The 14,949-nt window shown below is 58.8% G+C and carries 12 protein-coding genes; 2 read left to right on the forward strand and 10 right to left on the reverse strand.

The features are described 5' to 3' along the window. Nucleotides 1–122 precede the first annotated feature (122 nt). A complete protein-coding gene (locus tag NMD14_09935) occupies nt 123–1,508 on the reverse strand; it encodes a tryptophanase (protein ID XEI34667.1) in 1,386 nt (461 codons plus the stop codon). Nucleotides 1,509–2,088: 580 nt separating this feature from the next. Between NMD14_09935 and NMD14_09940 the strand changes: the two genes are divergently transcribed. Together NMD14_09940 and asd are read left to right on the forward strand one after the other, a co-directional pair. Further along, the gene (locus tag NMD14_09940) at nt 2,089–3,366 is read left to right on the forward strand and encodes a D-amino acid dehydrogenase (protein ID XEI34668.1); all 1,278 of its coding nucleotides are present in this window, start codon (nt 2,089–2,091) and stop codon (nt 3,364–3,366) included. 363 nt (nt 3,367–3,729) lie between these two features. Next, nucleotides 3,730–4,842 carry an aspartate-semialdehyde dehydrogenase gene (gene asd / locus NMD14_09945; protein XEI34669.1) on the forward strand — a complete coding sequence of 371 codons (1,113 nt, stop codon included), beginning with the start codon at nt 3,730–3,732 and terminating at the stop codon, nt 4,840–4,842. A 101-nt stretch (nt 4,843–4,943) separates the two neighbouring features. Here the strand turns inward: asd and fdhD are convergent, their stop codons facing one another. The 9 genes from fdhD to infC all read right to left on the reverse strand — a co-directional run bounded on the left by fdhD (nt 4,944) and on the right by infC (nt 14,907). After that, nucleotides 4,944–5,780, reverse strand: coding sequence for a formate dehydrogenase accessory sulfurtransferase FdhD (fdhD, locus tag NMD14_09950; protein ID XEI34670.1), 837 nt, complete (start codon nt 5,778–5,780; stop codon nt 4,944–4,946). Continuing rightward, nucleotides 5,777–7,909, reverse strand: coding sequence for a sigma 54-interacting transcriptional regulator (locus NMD14_09955; protein XEI34671.1), 2,133 nt, complete (start codon nt 7,907–7,909; stop codon nt 5,777–5,779). The genes fdhD and NMD14_09955 overlap by 4 nt, the downstream gene beginning before the upstream one ends. A gap of 418 nt (nt 7,910–8,327) precedes the next feature. Continuing rightward, complete coding sequence (locus NMD14_09960; protein XEI34672.1) at nt 8,328–8,570, reverse strand: hypothetical protein; 243 nt, start codon at nt 8,568–8,570, stop codon at nt 8,328–8,330. 256 nt (nt 8,571–8,826) lie between these two features. Beyond that, nucleotides 8,827–10,971 carry a formate dehydrogenase subunit alpha gene (fdhF, locus tag NMD14_09965; protein ID XEI34673.1) on the reverse strand — a complete coding sequence of 715 codons (2,145 nt, stop codon included), beginning with the start codon at nt 10,969–10,971 and terminating at the stop codon, nt 8,827–8,829. 133 nt (nt 10,972–11,104) lie between these two features. After that, entirely contained in the window at nt 11,105–11,719 is a 615-nt protein-coding gene (locus NMD14_09970; GenBank protein ID XEI34674.1) for a 4Fe-4S dicluster domain-containing protein, read from the reverse strand. 583 nt (nt 11,720–12,302) lie between these two features. Continuing rightward, entirely contained in the window at nt 12,303–13,580 is a 1,278-nt protein-coding gene (locus NMD14_09975; protein ID XEI34675.1) for a tyrosine-type recombinase/integrase, read from the reverse strand. Nucleotides 13,581–13,753: 173 nt separating this feature from the next. Next, nucleotides 13,754–14,110: a 50S ribosomal protein L20 gene (gene rplT / locus NMD14_09980; protein ID XEI34676.1), complete on the reverse strand. Its 357-nt coding sequence runs from the start codon at nt 14,108–14,110 to the stop codon at nt 13,754–13,756. A 15-nt stretch (nt 14,111–14,125) separates the two neighbouring features. Next, nucleotides 14,126–14,323, reverse strand: coding sequence for a 50S ribosomal protein L35 (gene rpmI / locus NMD14_09985; protein XEI34677.1), 198 nt, complete (start codon nt 14,321–14,323; stop codon nt 14,126–14,128). Between the two features lie 86 nt (nt 14,324–14,409). Further along, a complete protein-coding gene (infC, locus tag NMD14_09990) occupies nt 14,410–14,907 on the reverse strand; it encodes a translation initiation factor IF-3 (GenBank protein XEI34746.1) in 498 nt (165 codons plus the stop codon). Nucleotides 14,908–14,949 lie beyond the last annotated feature (42 nt).

Genomic DNA, 14,949 nt, shown 5'->3' on the forward strand with positions numbered 1-14,949 from the left:
TTCGATAAATGAAAGCCCCCGCACCTTGGTGCGGGGGCTTTTTTACTGGGCCATTTAACCGGGAGTAGCCGGTGATCTTCACGGATTGGCTCGGTTGATCACCCCGTCTAACCGGCTGCTGATCAGACCGGCTTCAGCCGCGCCGTGAAGTGGCGCAGCAGCGGTGGCTCGTAGTCAAAGGTGAGCCCGCGAATGTCGCTGGCCCGTGCTTTCACCGCGATCAGGCAGTCGGCCACATAGTCCATGTGATCCCGGGTGTAGACCCGGCGTGGAATGGTGAGACGTAACAGCTCAAAATCCGCCGCCTCCTGCTTGCCGGTGGCGGGATCGCGCCCCAGCAACAGGGAGCCGATCTCCACCCCGCGCACGCCCCCTTCCAGATAGAGCTCGCAGGCGAGCGCATGGGCCGGAAACTGCTCGGCCGGAATATGGGGCAGCAGCTTCTTGGCATCCACAAACACCGCATGGCCGCCGGTGGGGGTTTGGATGGGGATGCCCGCCTCGGCCAGCCGTTCGCCGAGATAAGCCACCTGACTGATGCGATAGGTGAGATACTCCTCATCCATCCCCTCGCGCAGGCCGATGGCGAGCGCCGCCATGTCCCGTCCGGCGAGGCCACCATAGGTGACGAACCCCTCCATCGCCACGCAACGCACCTGCACCGCGCGGAACAGGTCGAGATCCTCTTTAAAGCAGCAGAGCCCGCCAATATTGACCAACCCGTCCTTCTTGGCCGACATGGTGAAGATGTCCCCCAGCGCAAACATCTGGCGCACTATCTCCTTGATGCTGTGTTTGGCATAAGCCGGGTCACGCTCCTTGATAAACCAGGCGTTCTCGGCGAAACGGGCGGCGTCGATCACCACCGGAATCTGGTGACGACGGGCCAGCGCCGAGACCGCCTCCATATTGGCCATGGAGACCGGCTGGCCACCGGCGCTGTTGCAAGTCACCGTGATGATGACACCGGCCACGTTGTCGGCCCCCAGGGTCTCGATGGTGTCGCTCAGGCGAGGAAGATCAAAATCCCCCTTCCAGGCGTACGGAGCCGTGGTGTCGAGAGCTTTCGGGGTGAGCAGGTTGATGGCCCGCGCGCCGGCCAACTCTACGTGGGCCTTGGTGGTGTCGAAGTGGTAGTTGGAGATAAAGACCGGTGCCTTGCCCTTGCAGCGCTTGACCAGCTCAGGGAAGAGGATCTGCTCTGCCCCGCGCCCCTGGTGGGTGGGCATCACATGCTGGTAGCCAAAGATCTCGCGCACCGCGCGCTCCAGCTCGACGAAGTTGCGGCTGCCCGCATAGGCCTCATCCCCCATCATGATGCCGGCCCACTGGCGGTCGGACATAGCACCGGTGCCGCTGTCGGTCAGCAGATCGATATAGACATCCTCGGCCAGCAGCAGGAAGGGGTTCCAGCCAGCGGCCTCGAGGGCGGCACGGCGCTCGGCGCCAGTGGTCTGTTTGATGGGCTCGACCATCTTGATACGAAACGGCTCGGGTATACGACGCATATAAGACTCCTCACCAGCACATGGCCAGTGTGTTTGAAATTGGGATTGGCAAAGGGGCCGGGGCGATCAGGGTCGTCCGGCTGACAAATTCAAACGGCGGGTGCCGCCAATCAGCGGTGAGGAAAGTCGAAGGTGAGAATGGGATCCCGGGTATACCAGTGAGCGAGCAGGCAAGCTGCCCGGGGCGAAGCTGTCACGATTGGCATCACTCCCCTCCATGTCGGTTGTAAACAGTCGGTGGCCAACGATGTCGATTAAACCATGTCGATTGATGGGCGCTACCGATAGGCAGCTTAACCACGTTAACGAGTGTGGCCTGGCGCCACAAGCAGCATGCAAGCGCGTTGTGCTCCTGCTCACAGAGTGGTTCCCTCTCGTTCCCTTTCCGATCGATACCCCACTGCACACCCCGCACCACTGCATCACTTTTTCACCGGATTAAGTCTGATTTATCGCACCAAATGCCACCATTTCAGCCACAAGCAGACGGAGATCCCAATCCTGTGCAGAGCGGTTGAATATCCTGTGGTGGCTGATTAAGGTGGTGGCCACATCAGGAGATCAGTCAAGGAAAGACGATATGGAGATAGTGGTTCTCGGTGGTGGCGTGATTGGGGTAACCAGCGCCTGGTATCTGGCTAAAGCGGGTCACAAGGTGACCCTGCTGGAGCGACAAGGGGGCGTTGCCCTTGAAACCAGCCATGCCAACGCCGGGCAGATATCCCCGGGCTATGCGGCCCCTTGGGCGGCCCCCGGCATCCCGCTCAAGGCAGCCAAGTGGATGCTGCAAAAGCATGCCCCCTTCACCGTGCGCCCCACCGCCGACCCCTTCCAGCTGCGCTGGATGCTCAGAATGCTCGCCAACTGCACCCCGACCGCCTATGCCACCAACAAGGGGCGCATGGTGCGCCTGGCCGAATACAGCCGCGACTGCATGAAGCTGCTGCGCGACGAGCTGAACATCGATTATGAAGGGCGCCAGCTCGGCACCTTGCAACTGTTTCGCAGCCAATCCCAGCTCGATGCCAGCCAGCGCGATATCGAGGTGCTGGAGGAGTATGGCGTCCCCTACCAGTCCCTCGATGCCAGCGGCTGCGAAGCGGCAGAGCCTGCGCTGGCACGGGTGCGCGGCAAAATCGTCGGCGGCTTGCGTCTGCCCGGCGACGAGACTGGCGACTGCTTCCGCTTCACCAAGGCCCTTGCCCTTGAAGCCGAGAAGCTCGGGGTCAAGTTTGTCTTCAACTGCGATATCGACGAGATTGAGCAGGGCCGTGGTCGTGATAGTGGCCGCGCCGTAGCGGTGCGGGCGGGCGAGCAGCGCTATCGCGCCGATGCCATCGTCTGTGCGCTCGGCAGCTATGCCACCGGCTTTTTGCGGCCGCTGCTGCGCCCGCTCGGGCTGGAGCTGCCGGTCTATCCGGTCAAGGGCTACTCCCTCACCCTGCCGATGATCAACGCCGACGCCGCACCGCGCAGCACCGTGCTGGACGAGACCTACAAGGTGGCCATCACCCGTTTTGACGAGCGGATCCGGGTCGGCGGCATGGCTGAGCTATCGGGCTACAATCTTGCCCTCAATCCGAGGCGCCACGACACTCTGGCAATGGTGGTCGGCGATCTCTTCCCCGAAGGGGGCGATATCAGCCAGGCCGAATTCTGGACCGGCCTGCGCCCCATGACGCCGGACGGCACCCCACTGGTGGGGCCGAGTCCCATTCCCGGTCTCTGGCTCAATACCGGTCACGGCACCCTGGGCTGGACCATGGCAGCCGGTTCGGGTCGGCTGTTGTGCGATCTTATCAGCGGTAGCGAGCCCGCCATCAGCGATGAGGGGCTGACCCTGGCCCGCTACGGCTAAGCGCCCACGCTGTCGGGTATTGCACTTGCCAACTGCGCCCCACGGTCAAGTGCGAGACGAGTGACACCACCCGCTTTATTGACAGGCCACCACCATAACCGGTGGCCTTTTCGTCTGACGTTGACCTTCTCCCTGCCAGCCTGTCGCTGCTGCGCTGTCCCTGCCTGTTAATGCAGCAAACGGCACAGAATATTGCGCAATTCGACTTGCGCAAGCCGCCACAATCCGTAATGTGGACAGACGCATTTTTCGCAGCGCATATTTTTTAAATGGCCTGTAAACCGCTTGTAAACAGGCGTCGCCAGACAAGGGGTTACGGGTGTCACCACGAGTTTCTTTAGCAGCAATCCAGGGTAGGACAATATGAAAAAAGTAGGTTTGGTCGGTTGGCGTGGCATGGTGGGATCGGTTCTGATGAGCCGGATGCAGGAAGAGCAGGATTTCACCCATATTCAACCCACCTTCTTCACCACCTCCCAGGCCGGTGAGGCCGCACCCAACTTCGGCGTCGATGCCGGTACTCTGCAAGACGCCTTCGATATTGAGGCGCTGGCTAAGCAGGATATCATCATCACCGCCCAAGGCGGCGACTACACCAAGGATGTCTATCCACGCCTGAAAGCCGCTGGCTGGCAGGGTTACTGGATTGACGCCGCCTCCTCCCTGCGGATGGAGAAAGAGGCCGTCATCATTCTGGATCCGGTCAACGGCGACGTGATTGAGCAAGCCCTGAACGATGGCATCAAGACCTTCGTTGGCGGCAACTGCACCGTCAGCCTGATGCTGCTGGCCCTCGGCGGCCTGTTTAAGGCCGATCTGGTGGAGTGGGTCAGCGTGGCCACCTATCAAGCCGCCTCCGGTGGCGGTGCCCGCCATATGCGCGAGCTGGTCACCCAGATGGGGATGCTGCGTGACGAAGTGGCGGTCGAGCTGGCAGACCCTGCCTCCGCCATCCTCGACATCGAGCGCAAGATCACCGAAAAGACCCGCTCCGGTACCCTGCCGGTGGACAACTTCGGCGTGCCGCTGGCCGGTGGCCTTATCCCCTGGATCGACACCAAGCTCGACAACGGCCAGAGCCGCGAAGAGTGGAAGGGTCAGGCCGAGACCAACAAGATTTTGGGTATCGAGAATGCCGTCATTCCGGTGGATGGTCTGTGCGTGCGGATCGGCGCCCTGCGCTGCCACAGCCAGGCCTTCACCATAAAGCTGAAAAAGGATGTGCCGCTGGCGGAGATCGAAGCCCTGCTGGCTGCCCACAACGACTGGGTGAAAGTGATCCCCAATGATCGCGATATCACCGCCCGCGAGCTGACTCCCGCTGCCGTTACCGGCACCCTCAGCATTCCGGTCGGTCGTCTGCGCAAGCTCAACATGGGCCCGGAGTATCTGGCTGCCTTTACCGTGGGTGACCAGCTGCTGTGGGGCGCCGCCGAGCCGCTGCGCCGCATGCTGCGTATCCTGCTGGCCCGCTAATCCGCCACAGAAGCAGATACAACAAGGGCGGGGAGTCACACTCCCCGCCCTTTTTCATTGCCATTTTTCGTGCCCCGTTTAGCGGGTTCACGGCCTTGCCATTACTTGAGCAGAATGCGCTGACAGCCGCTGTAGATCTCGGCCCGGCCGGGGCGGCAAAAACCCACCAGCGTCAGCCCGGTCTGCTCGGCCCGCTCGACCGCAAGCTCGGTGGCAGCGGAAATGGCGAGCAAGATCTCCACCCCGGCACTGGCGCACTTTTGCACCATCTCGAAGCTGGCGCGGCTGGTCACCAGAATGGCGCCTTCACGGCGGCCAGAGCGGCACAAGTGCCCCACCAGCTTGTCCAGCGCGATATGGCGCCCCACATCCTCGCGAATGGCGAGAATATTGCCCTCGCTATCCAGATGCACTGCGGCATGGGTGGCGCCGGTGCGCTGACCCAGCAGCTGGAGCGGGCGCAGCGCGGTCAATACCTTGTCGATATGCCCTACCGCCAGACGCTGGCTGTCGGGCAACAGTGGCTGAGAGCGAATAACCTGCTCCAGACTCTCGCTGCCACAGATGCCGCAACCGGTGCGCCCCGCCATGGTACGCCGCTTCTCTTTGAGGCGATGGACGCAGCGATTGGCAAGGGTGATATGCAGCTCTATCCCCTGGCAGCCGTCAATCTGCTCGATATCGTGGATATCGAGCAGGCTGTCGATGATCCCCTCCGAGAGCGAAAAACCGATGGCGAAATCCTCCAGATCGGAGGCCGAGCACATCATCACGCTGTGGGCGATGCCGTTGTAGACCAGCGCCACCGGCGTCTCGGAGGGCAACTCCATCTCGCTGTCGCAGGTCAGTGTATCGGCGCGGTAGTGCACCACCTCGCGATGGATGGCACAGCGTGCCAGCTCGCTCTGCGCGTCAAGTTCACTTGTCTCCCCCCTCATAGCGTAACCCCGTCAATGATCTCGGGATCCCGAGCCGAGATGCCGAGCCGCTTCATTTTCGAGAGCAGCGTGGTGCGCTTCATGCCAAGGCGTGCGGCGGCCCCCCGCTCGCCAGCGACGATGCCGTTGCAGGCGCGCAGGGCGGCGATGATCGCCTCGCGCTCATCGGTCGACGCCTCCTCGACAAACAGCGGTGCTGCGGGCTCGTCATAGACCAGCGTCTCAATCTTGTGGTAGCCCCTGAGGGGTAACAACTCGTCCGGCGAGAGGTTGAGCACATGGCCGCGGGTCATCACCACTGCGCGCTCGATGACATTCTCCAGCTCGCGGATATTGCCGTACCACGGCAGCGACACCAGCATCTTCATGGCATCGGCAGGGATCGAGGTAATGGTGCGGCGCATCCGCTTGGCGATCTTCTTGATAAAGAAATTGACCAACAGCGGAATATCCTCGCGCCGCTCGCGCAGGGGGGGCAGCTCGATGGGAAAGACATTGAGCCGGTAGTAGAGGTCGCTTCGAAAACGCTTGTTCTTGACCATGGAGAGCAGATCGCAGTTGGTGGCGGCCACCAACCGCACATCCACCGCGATGGGGTTGCTGTTGCCCACCCGCTCCAGCTCGTGCTCCTGCAATACCCGCAATAGCTTGGGCTGCAAATCGAGCGGCATATCCCCCACTTCGTCGAGGAACAGGGTGCCCTTGTGGGCTCGCTCGAAGCGGCCAATGCGCTGGGTCAGGGCGCCGGTAAAGGCCCCCTTCTCGTGGCCAAACAGATCGCTCTCGATAAGACCGGTCGGAATGGCGGCGCAGTTCACCTTCACCATCTCGTGGTCGTGGCGGGTACTCAGGGCGTGAATCGCCTGGGCGATCAGCTCCTTGCCAGTGCCGGTCTCGCCGAGGATCAGCACAGTGCTGTCGCTCTCGGCCACCAGCCGCACCTTCTCCAGCACGCTCTCCATCACTGCGCTCTGGTAGATGATGTGGGGAAATTCCCCCTGCATCTGCGGCTCATTGATGCGAATGGTCTTCTCTTTGGCACCGTTGGTGTTGGAGATCTCCTGCTGCGCCTGCACATTGTTCATGGCAATCGCCGTGCGCGCCGCTACCTGCTCCAGCAAAGAGATATCGATATCGGCAAAGAAATCCGCATGGGGGTGCGAGAGGATCAACACCCCCAGCAGGTTGCCCCGATAGCGCAGCGGCAAAATGCAGGAGCTGTCGGCCTCGGGGGGCAGGATCTGGGAGGTAAAGCGGCAACGATTACTGCAGCCGTGGCCATGCTCGCGATAGACGAAAAACGGCTCGCTGTGACCAAGGGCCCCCTGCAGGCAGTTTTTCTCGAAACAGGAGTGATCGATGATGCCCGGCGCGTCGCTCTGGTGCTGATTGACCAGATAGCTCTTGAAGCTGTCGGAGGTGGCGTTGTACTCGGCCAGACACAAGCTGCTGATGCCGAAATGGTGCTGCAGGATGGCAAACAGACTCTGGGGCAGCTCGGCGATGCGCACCAGTTTGATCACCGCATTGGTCACATCCACCAGAATTTTGCAACTGTCGCGCTCAAGGCGCAGGGAGTTTGCCTGCTCCAAGGTGCGCTCCTTGTCGAGCACATTTTCTAGCGCAATGGCGATAATGGCCGCCAGCTGGGTCAGCTTGGCCAGCGTCTCCATGGTGAAACTGTCGAGCTGGGTGTTGATAAACTCGACGCCGCCAAGGTGGCTGCGGGCGGTGGTGATGGGAAGCTGGCAGTAGGAGCGCAGCCCCGCGTAGACCCCTTCGCTATCGAGCGCCGTGCAGCGATTCTCAAAGCGGGCTGCAGCGAGAATGATGACCTGTTCCGGGGTTTCCTTGGTGGGACGGGGGGAGACGTGCAGCTCTGCCTTGGGGCAGACCAGATGCTTTGGGCCGGACTGTCCCATGAAGTAGAAGATGGCCTCCTCGTCCGCACCCATGTTGAGGATCAGGTTGACCCGGGTTACGCCGCCGAAGCTGGCATCTATCTTGTTGAGTTTGTATATAAAATCATCGAGCGTCACGGCCGACAAGAGGGATTTGGAGAGCAGGAGGAAACCGTCGTCCCAGATGGGAGAGATCTCGTCCAGGGGGATGGCACTCACATTTAGCATTGCGGCCTCACGTTATATCGATTTAGTCACCAGTCAGGCTGTCCATGCCATCGCATCACGACAAGATCCCATCACCAAAATAATAGCCGCAGCCCATAAATGCGGCTGCCAATAAGAAAAACGGTGACGAAACGTGTCTCATGTTGCAATTCCAGAATCATTATTAACGAACGACAACAAAAAAGTAACATTATTATCGGGGGGGGAATATTGGAATAGCGACTCATCATAGATGAGCTCAAATTTCATTACAATCCGATTTAATATATCTGCTGGTCATATTTAACCGGTTATTTCATCAGTTCTTGATCTCCATTAAGGCACTCGAAAAGTGGGCCGCCGTCAACGGTCAGATCTGCCTCTCATCTTCTCTGACCGCGGGATTCAAGATGGCGTTTGCTGCCTATCCATCGGCAATTTACGAGGTGATGATCCGGCTGTGGCAGCACTTCAGGCCACCGAAGATAAAGAGGGCCGACAAGCTCTGGAAGGCCATCAGCAGCCAGCTGGCGTTGTCAGAAAGCTCGGCGGTGATGTGCTGGTGGGTGAGATAGACCAGCAATGTGATCACCCCCAACAACAGGCAGTTGATCAGGGTGGTGGAGACAAAGGCGATCAACCAGGCCACCGGCACGCTCAATGCGGAAAATATGCTGCCCATGGCAAGCCTTGCTGCCATAAAACAGCCGAAGAATCCAAAGCCAAGCAGAAATATCATCTCGTCGTGCCACATATAGCAGCCTATGCCGATTAATATCGCCGCCAGATAGGTGCCAATATAGAAAATACCGAATAATCGACTAATTTCGCGGTGCATCATTGAATTCTCATCAAATTTTGGCAATCAAAAGGTACCCGACTCAATAATATGAGTCGGGAACACCTTATTTATGCAGGATTACCCTTTTGTCGCTGGACTAGCCTTTGGCGGCGTTGCGCAATTTTGCCTTGAGCGCGCTGTACTCGGTCTGGACGTATACTTCCGCCTCAGGCTGATCCTCGATACGCTCAATTTTCACCGCGCAGTACTTGTACTCCGGCGTGTAGGAGATGGGATCCACGTGCTCGATGGTGAGCTCGTTACAGGCCCCGATCCACCACTGGTAGGTCATGTAGACTACCCCGGCGTTGACCCGCTCGTTGTAGTTGGCCCGGGTGATCACCTTGCCGCGCCGCGACGAGATCCAGACCAGCGCCTGATCCTTCACCCCCAGCTTTTTGGCATCGCTCGGATGGATCTGCACATAGCCTGGCTCATCGGCCAGGGTTTGCAGCGCCGAGCAGTTGCCGGTCATGGAGCGGCAGGAGTAGTGGCCTACCTCGCGCACGGTAGAGAGCACCAGCGGATACTCCGCACAGGGCTGCTCCAGCGGCGGCCGCCACTCGGAGGCGATCAGCTGACCCTTGCCGCTCGGGGTAGTGAACACGTTCCCCTCGAACAGGGTGCTGGTGCCCGGATGATCCTCGGTCGGGCACGGCCACTGCACGCTCTTGAGATCGGCCATCTTGTCGTAGCTGACCCCGGTATAGAGCGGGCAAAGCGCGCGCATCTCGTCCCAGATCTCTTCGGTGTTGTGGTACTCCATGGGATAACCCATGGCAGTGGCCATCAGCGAGAAGATCGCCCAGTCAGGTTTCACGTTCTCAGGGGGAGTGACCGCCTTGTAGAAACGCTGGAAGCCGCGATCCGCCGAGCTGTAGACCCCTTCGTGCTCGCCCCAGCTGGTGGCGGGCAGAATGACGTCAGCCATCTCGGCGGTCTGGGTCATGAAGATATCCTGCACGATCACCAGCTCCATCCCCGCCAGAGTGCGGCGGAACTGACCCAGGTCAGCTTCGGTCTGGGCCGGGTCTTCACCAAAGATGTAGAAGGCCTTGCACTTGCCCTCCTCCACCTTGTGGCTCAGCTCGGTCAGGCGATAGCCGGGCTTCTGGGAGAGGGATTCCACGCCCCACGCCTTGGCGAACTTGGCGCTGATCTCGGGGTTGCTCACCGACTGATAGCCCGGGAACTGGTGCGGCAGCATCCCCATGTCGCAGGTGCCCTGCACGTTGTTCTGCCCGCGTACCGGACCGCAACCGGTACCACGGCGGCCGAAGTTGCCGGTCAGCAGTGCCAGACCTGCAAGCCCCTTGACCACATCCACCGCCTGACCATACTGAGTCACCCCCATGCCCCACAGGATCATGGAAGCTGGCGATGCGGCATAGGTGCGAATGGCGGCACGGATATCGGCGGCGTTGAGGCCAGTGATCCCCTCGACATATTCCGGGGTGTACTTGGCCACCGTGGCCTTGAAGGTCTCGAACCCTTCGGTGTAGTTGGCGACGAACTCCTTGTTGTAGAGCCCTTCACTGATCAACACGTTGGCGAAGGCGTTGACCAGCGCCATATTGGAACCGTTTTTGAGCGGCAGCCACTGATCGGCGATACGGGCGGTCTCCACCATTCGGGGATCACACACAATCACCTTGGCCCCGTTTGCCTTCGCCTTGAGGATATGGCGGGCGACGATGGGGTGAGAGTCAGCAGCGTTGTAACCAAACACCAGCAGGCACTTGGTCTCTTGAATTTCGGGAATGGCGTTGCTCATGGCGCCGTTGCCTACCGTTGTCTCCAGACCGGAGACTGAGGGTGCGTGTCACACCCTCGCGCAGTGGTCGACGTTGTTCGTCCCCAGCACTGCGCGGGCAAATTTCTGCATCACATAGTTGGCTTCGTTACCCGGGCCACGGGCAGAGCCGGTGGTCATGATGGCGTCCGGGCCATATTTCGCCTTGATGGCAGAGAGGCGGCTGCTGGTGAACTCGATGGCTTCGTCCCAGGAGACGGCTTCGAGCTTGCCACCGCGCTCACGGCGGATCATCGGGCTCTTGAGACGGGGGGTCAGCAGGTTGGTGTCATTCAAAAAATCCCAACCGTAATAGCCCTTGAGGCAGAGCTGCCCCTCATTGGTCCGGCCGTTGGCGCCTTCGGCTCCCACCACCTTGTCGTTTTCAACCAGCAGGTTGATTTTGCAACCGGTGCCACAATAGGGGCAGACGGTAATGACTTTTTTCATGACTCACACTCTTGTTTGTTAACGGTAAAAGGCAGTTAACGATAAAAAGACCTTTAACGAAGATGGCTTTCAGGGTGACAGCACCAGGGCACAAGCGGCGGCCAGCAAGGGCCTGCACCTGCCATCCGATGCGTTACCCTTGCGCCAACACCGGCTGGCGCTGGCAAGCCGCCATCGCCTCGGCACTGGCCAGCTGCTTCTGGCGGTTCAGATCGCTGAGGGACGCAGGGGTCACCAAGCGCAACGCCTGGGTCGGGCATACCTCGACACAGGCCGGGCCCGCCTCACGGTGACGACAGAGATCGCACTTCAAGGCTTGCGCCTTGAGCTGCGGGCGCTTAAACAGCGCATCGGCAGCGGGCGCCACCTCTTTCACCACCACCGCCATAGCACCGTAAGGACAGGCCACCACACAGGATTTGCAGCCGATACAGCGCTCCTGCAACACCTTGACGCAACCATCCTCACTGACGATGGCATTATTGGGACACGCCACGCCGCACGGCTTGTCTTCACACTGGCGGCAGAGCACCGGTGTGGTTACCTTGCTGCCGACAATCACCTTCAGGCGCGGCTGGAAATAGCTGTCCTTGGAGACCAGATGTCCATCCTCGATGGCAAGACGCAGGCCGCCCTCCCGCTCAACGGTACCCGTGCAGGACGTTGACTGGTGTGAAACGGCGCAGGCCACCTCACAGGTACGACACCCAATACAAAGACTGGGATCTGCAATCACGAAGCTGTTCATAGAGAGGGATCCTAAATGTTTCATTACTGCCGCACTGGCATCGCCCAACGTGCCCAAGTGTCATCCCCGAGGGGCCCACACTCACACCTCGACGACGCAGCCGACTAACCCACAAAGCATTTATCAGACCAAAAACGAAATTGAGTGAAATAAAATTTGCAAGCAACTGAAAATGAAAGGGTAATAAGAATGAGGAAGCGGGGTTTTCAGGTCAATGACGATAACCACCACGTCCAGTAAAAATGTGATCGACACGACAAAAGTGACGAGCTCGACACCGGCTGACAGCCCTACCTGATGCCGCCTCATCAGAGATGGATTACGGGGCCGCTGATTGTTTGGTTGGTGATGCCATCGATCGGTTGATACGGCTTAACGACCTCCCTTGAATCCCTCATGCTTCTGGTATGCATCACTGTTCGCACTCCTCGTTGCAACGCCAACAGCATATATTGCCGCGGCAAGACTTCTGCCGGTCATGTCGCTATCGTTGTCCAACCTGCCCCATCCCACTTATATGAGACCTTAATGAAGCACCCTTTATGTTGATCATAGCCAACAGAGATCAGGATTATGTCGGTCGCTATTTTTTAGCTGAGTTATCTCTCACTTGTTGGTTCAGTCGGTCCAGCGGCTTTTGCTGGGCGCTCTCATGTCGTTCGCTGTTGCTGGTGTGCAGGTATTTCGAAGTGGTGTCGATGCTGTCATGTCCTGCATCCGCCTGTACGTGGGAAAGCGGCCGACCATTTAGGTTGATGTCATGGGTGATCCCGCTATGGCGAATGGCATGGGGAGAGAGTTGCCGCATTTCAGCCCCATCCTGGGTAAATCCATCCTGCTCGGCCAACTCGGCCCCCTTGCCGATGATCACCATGATCAAATCCCGTAACTGGCGAATACCGAGATTGGCGTTTAGCTCGCCCTGCTCGCGGCCGTGGGCTGCCGCTTTATGGCGAACGAACAGCGGTGTCTGTTCATCCGGTGTTGGCAAGGGAGAGAGACCGAGGAAACGGCGGTAGCGTTCGAGTGCCGCCAACAGCGCTTGGGATACCGCTACGGTACGCCGTTTGCCCCCTTTGCTTTGCGGAATAAAGTAGCCCCAGACGCCGGTTTTGCGATCCCGTCTGAACTGCCCCATCACAGGGGTAAAGCCCGGCCGGGCCGCCACCTCAGAGATCCGCAGATAGCAGGCATACATCAGAATGATGAGAAAACGGCTGCGCTCGTGCTGCTCCGGATGGTCGTTGGCAAAGGTATCGGCGGCCTGCATCACGTATGACCACTGCAGCTCGCTGAAGGCCTGCACCTGATCATCGGCCTCCAGCTGTTGCGGCCGTTTGACCCGCTGCAGTAGCAGAGCGGGATTCCTGTCCATGTACTCCTCCTGGATCAGGAACTGGAAGAAGGCGGACAAGATGGCGAGCTTGGTCTTCATCGCCGGCTCGCTCAGGCGATAGGGCAAGGTGCGGCCCAGCTCCCGCTTGCCGAGAAACGGTCGCCATTGCGGGTTGGGCAACCGCTCTCCCCACTCCTTGTCGAGGACAAACTGCGCCACGTTGCGATAGGCGATCAACTCTTCAGGGGGCGACTGACAGTAGTCGAGATAGCGGATCATGATGCGGCGAGTGAGGTCTTTCGGGCTGATGGCCGCCTCGCGAAAGCACCAGTGCAAAAAAGTGGTCAGTTCGCTGCGATAGGTTTTGTAGTTGTTTTCGCTGTTGCGCTGCTCCAGCAGCCAATCGACCACCAGTTCGTAAACCAGCCCGGCATCGGGCACATCGTTGAGGCTGAGGTTGGCAAGGTACTGATTGACCTGCGGGTTGCCGGCTTCCAGATAGATCAGGCTGTCAAACAGTGGCATAGCCGGCGGCAAGGATAATAGGTGTTGAGTCATAAGATGGACTGGATGTAGACAAGATAGAGGACAACCAAAAGGACGGGGCTTCCCGCAAGGATCTGGTGATGTAAAACTGTAAATTACAGATACAAAAAAGGAGGCCTGAGCCTCCTTTTAGCGTTTATAACAGGACTGGATTAAACCAGAGCTGCTTTAGCTTTTTCAACCAGGGCGGTGAAAGCCAGCTTGTCGTGAACGGCGATATCGGACAGGATCTTGCGATCGATCTCGATAGAAGCCTTCTTCAGACCGTTGATCAGACGGCTGTAGGACAGACCGTTCTGACGGGCTGCAGCGTTGATACGCGCAATCCACAGCTGACGGAACTGACGCTTTTTCTGGCGACGGTCACGGTAGGCATACTGACCAGCTTTGGTTACCGCTTGTACCGCTACGCGGTAAACACGGGAACGGGCGCCGTAGTAACCTTTGGCGGCTTTCATTACTTTCTTGTGACGAGCGCGAGCAGTCACACCACGTTTAACTCTTGGCATTTTTCACATCCCCCCTTATGCGTACGGCAGACAAGCGACAACACGTTTGTGGTCGGCAGCAGAAACCATGAATTTCGGTCCCAGCTGACGCTTACGCTTGCTGCTCTTCTTGGTCAGGATGTGACGCAGGTGGTTGTGCTTGCACTTGAAGCGACCCGAGCCAGTCTTTTTGAAGCGCTTTGCAGCACCCCGGTTGGTTTTCATCTTCGGCATTTCATACTCCGCATTGTGAGTGACAACAAAATCGCAAGGCGAACCAACTCATGGGGCAAGCCCCATGAGTCAATTTCTTGTGGGCCTTAAGATTTCTTCTTAGGTGCGAGAACCATCACAGCTTGACGGCCTTCGACTTTCGGGAACGATTCGACTACGGCCAACTCTTCCAGATCGTTCTTGACGCGCTCCAGAACCTTGATACCAAGATCCTGGTGGGCCATTTCACGACCACGGAAGCGCAGGGTGACCTTAGCCTTGTCCCCGTCTTCCAGAAAGCGAACCAGGTTGCGTAGTTTTACCTGATAGTCGCCTTCGTCAGTACCAGGACGGAATTTGATTTCCTTGACCTGGACGACTTTCTGCTTTTTCTTCTGTTCTTTGGTTGTTTTGCTCTTTTCGTAGAGGAATTTGCCGTAATCCATGATCCGGCAAACGGGCGGCTCAGCATTTGGACTGATCTCGACCAGATCAACTCCGGCCTCTGCGGCCAAGTTCAGCGCATCCTGAATGGAGGTGATACCAATGGCTTCACCATCCAGACCAGTCAGACGAACTTCTTTCAGACGGATCTCTTCATTGATCCGGTGAGCGCGGGCTTGCGGTTGCTTGCCCAGTTTTTTTCC

It is taken from the genome of Aeromonas veronii, from assembly GCA_041319085.1.
In the GTDB taxonomy this organism is placed as follows: Bacteria; Pseudomonadota; Gammaproteobacteria; order Enterobacterales; family Aeromonadaceae; genus Aeromonas; species Aeromonas veronii_F.

Excerpts from the sequence above, each read along its gene's own strand:
- NMD14_09935 (XEI34667.1), bottom strand. The coding sequence starts at position 1,508 with ATGCGTCGTATACCCGAGCCGTTTCGTATCAAGATGGTCGAGCCCATC.
- NMD14_09940 (XEI34668.1), top strand. The coding sequence starts at position 2,089 with ATGGAGATAGTGGTTCTCGGTGGTGGCGTGATTGGGGTAACCAGCGCC.
- asd (XEI34669.1), top strand. The coding sequence starts at position 3,730 with ATGAAAAAAGTAGGTTTGGTCGGTTGGCGTGGCATGGTGGGATCGGTT.
- fdhD (XEI34670.1), bottom strand. The coding sequence starts at position 5,780 with ATGAGGGGGGAGACAAGTGAACTTGACGCGCAGAGCGAGCTGGCACGC.
- NMD14_09955 (XEI34671.1), bottom strand. The coding sequence starts at position 7,909 with ATGCTAAATGTGAGTGCCATCCCCCTGGACGAGATCTCTCCCATCTGG.
- NMD14_09960 (XEI34672.1), bottom strand. The coding sequence starts at position 8,570 with ATGGGCAGCATATTTTCCGCATTGAGCGTGCCGGTGGCCTGGTTGATC.
- NMD14_09970 (XEI34674.1), bottom strand. The coding sequence starts at position 11,719 with ATGAACAGCTTCGTGATTGCAGATCCCAGTCTTTGTATTGGGTGTCGT.
- NMD14_09975 (XEI34675.1), bottom strand. The coding sequence starts at position 13,580 with ATGCCACTGTTTGACAGCCTGATCTATCTGGAAGCCGGCAACCCGCAG.
- rplT (XEI34676.1), bottom strand. The coding sequence starts at position 14,110 with ATGCCAAGAGTTAAACGTGGTGTGACTGCTCGCGCTCGTCACAAGAAA.
- rpmI (XEI34677.1), bottom strand. The coding sequence starts at position 14,323 with ATGCCGAAGATGAAAACCAACCGGGGTGCTGCAAAGCGCTTCAAAAAG.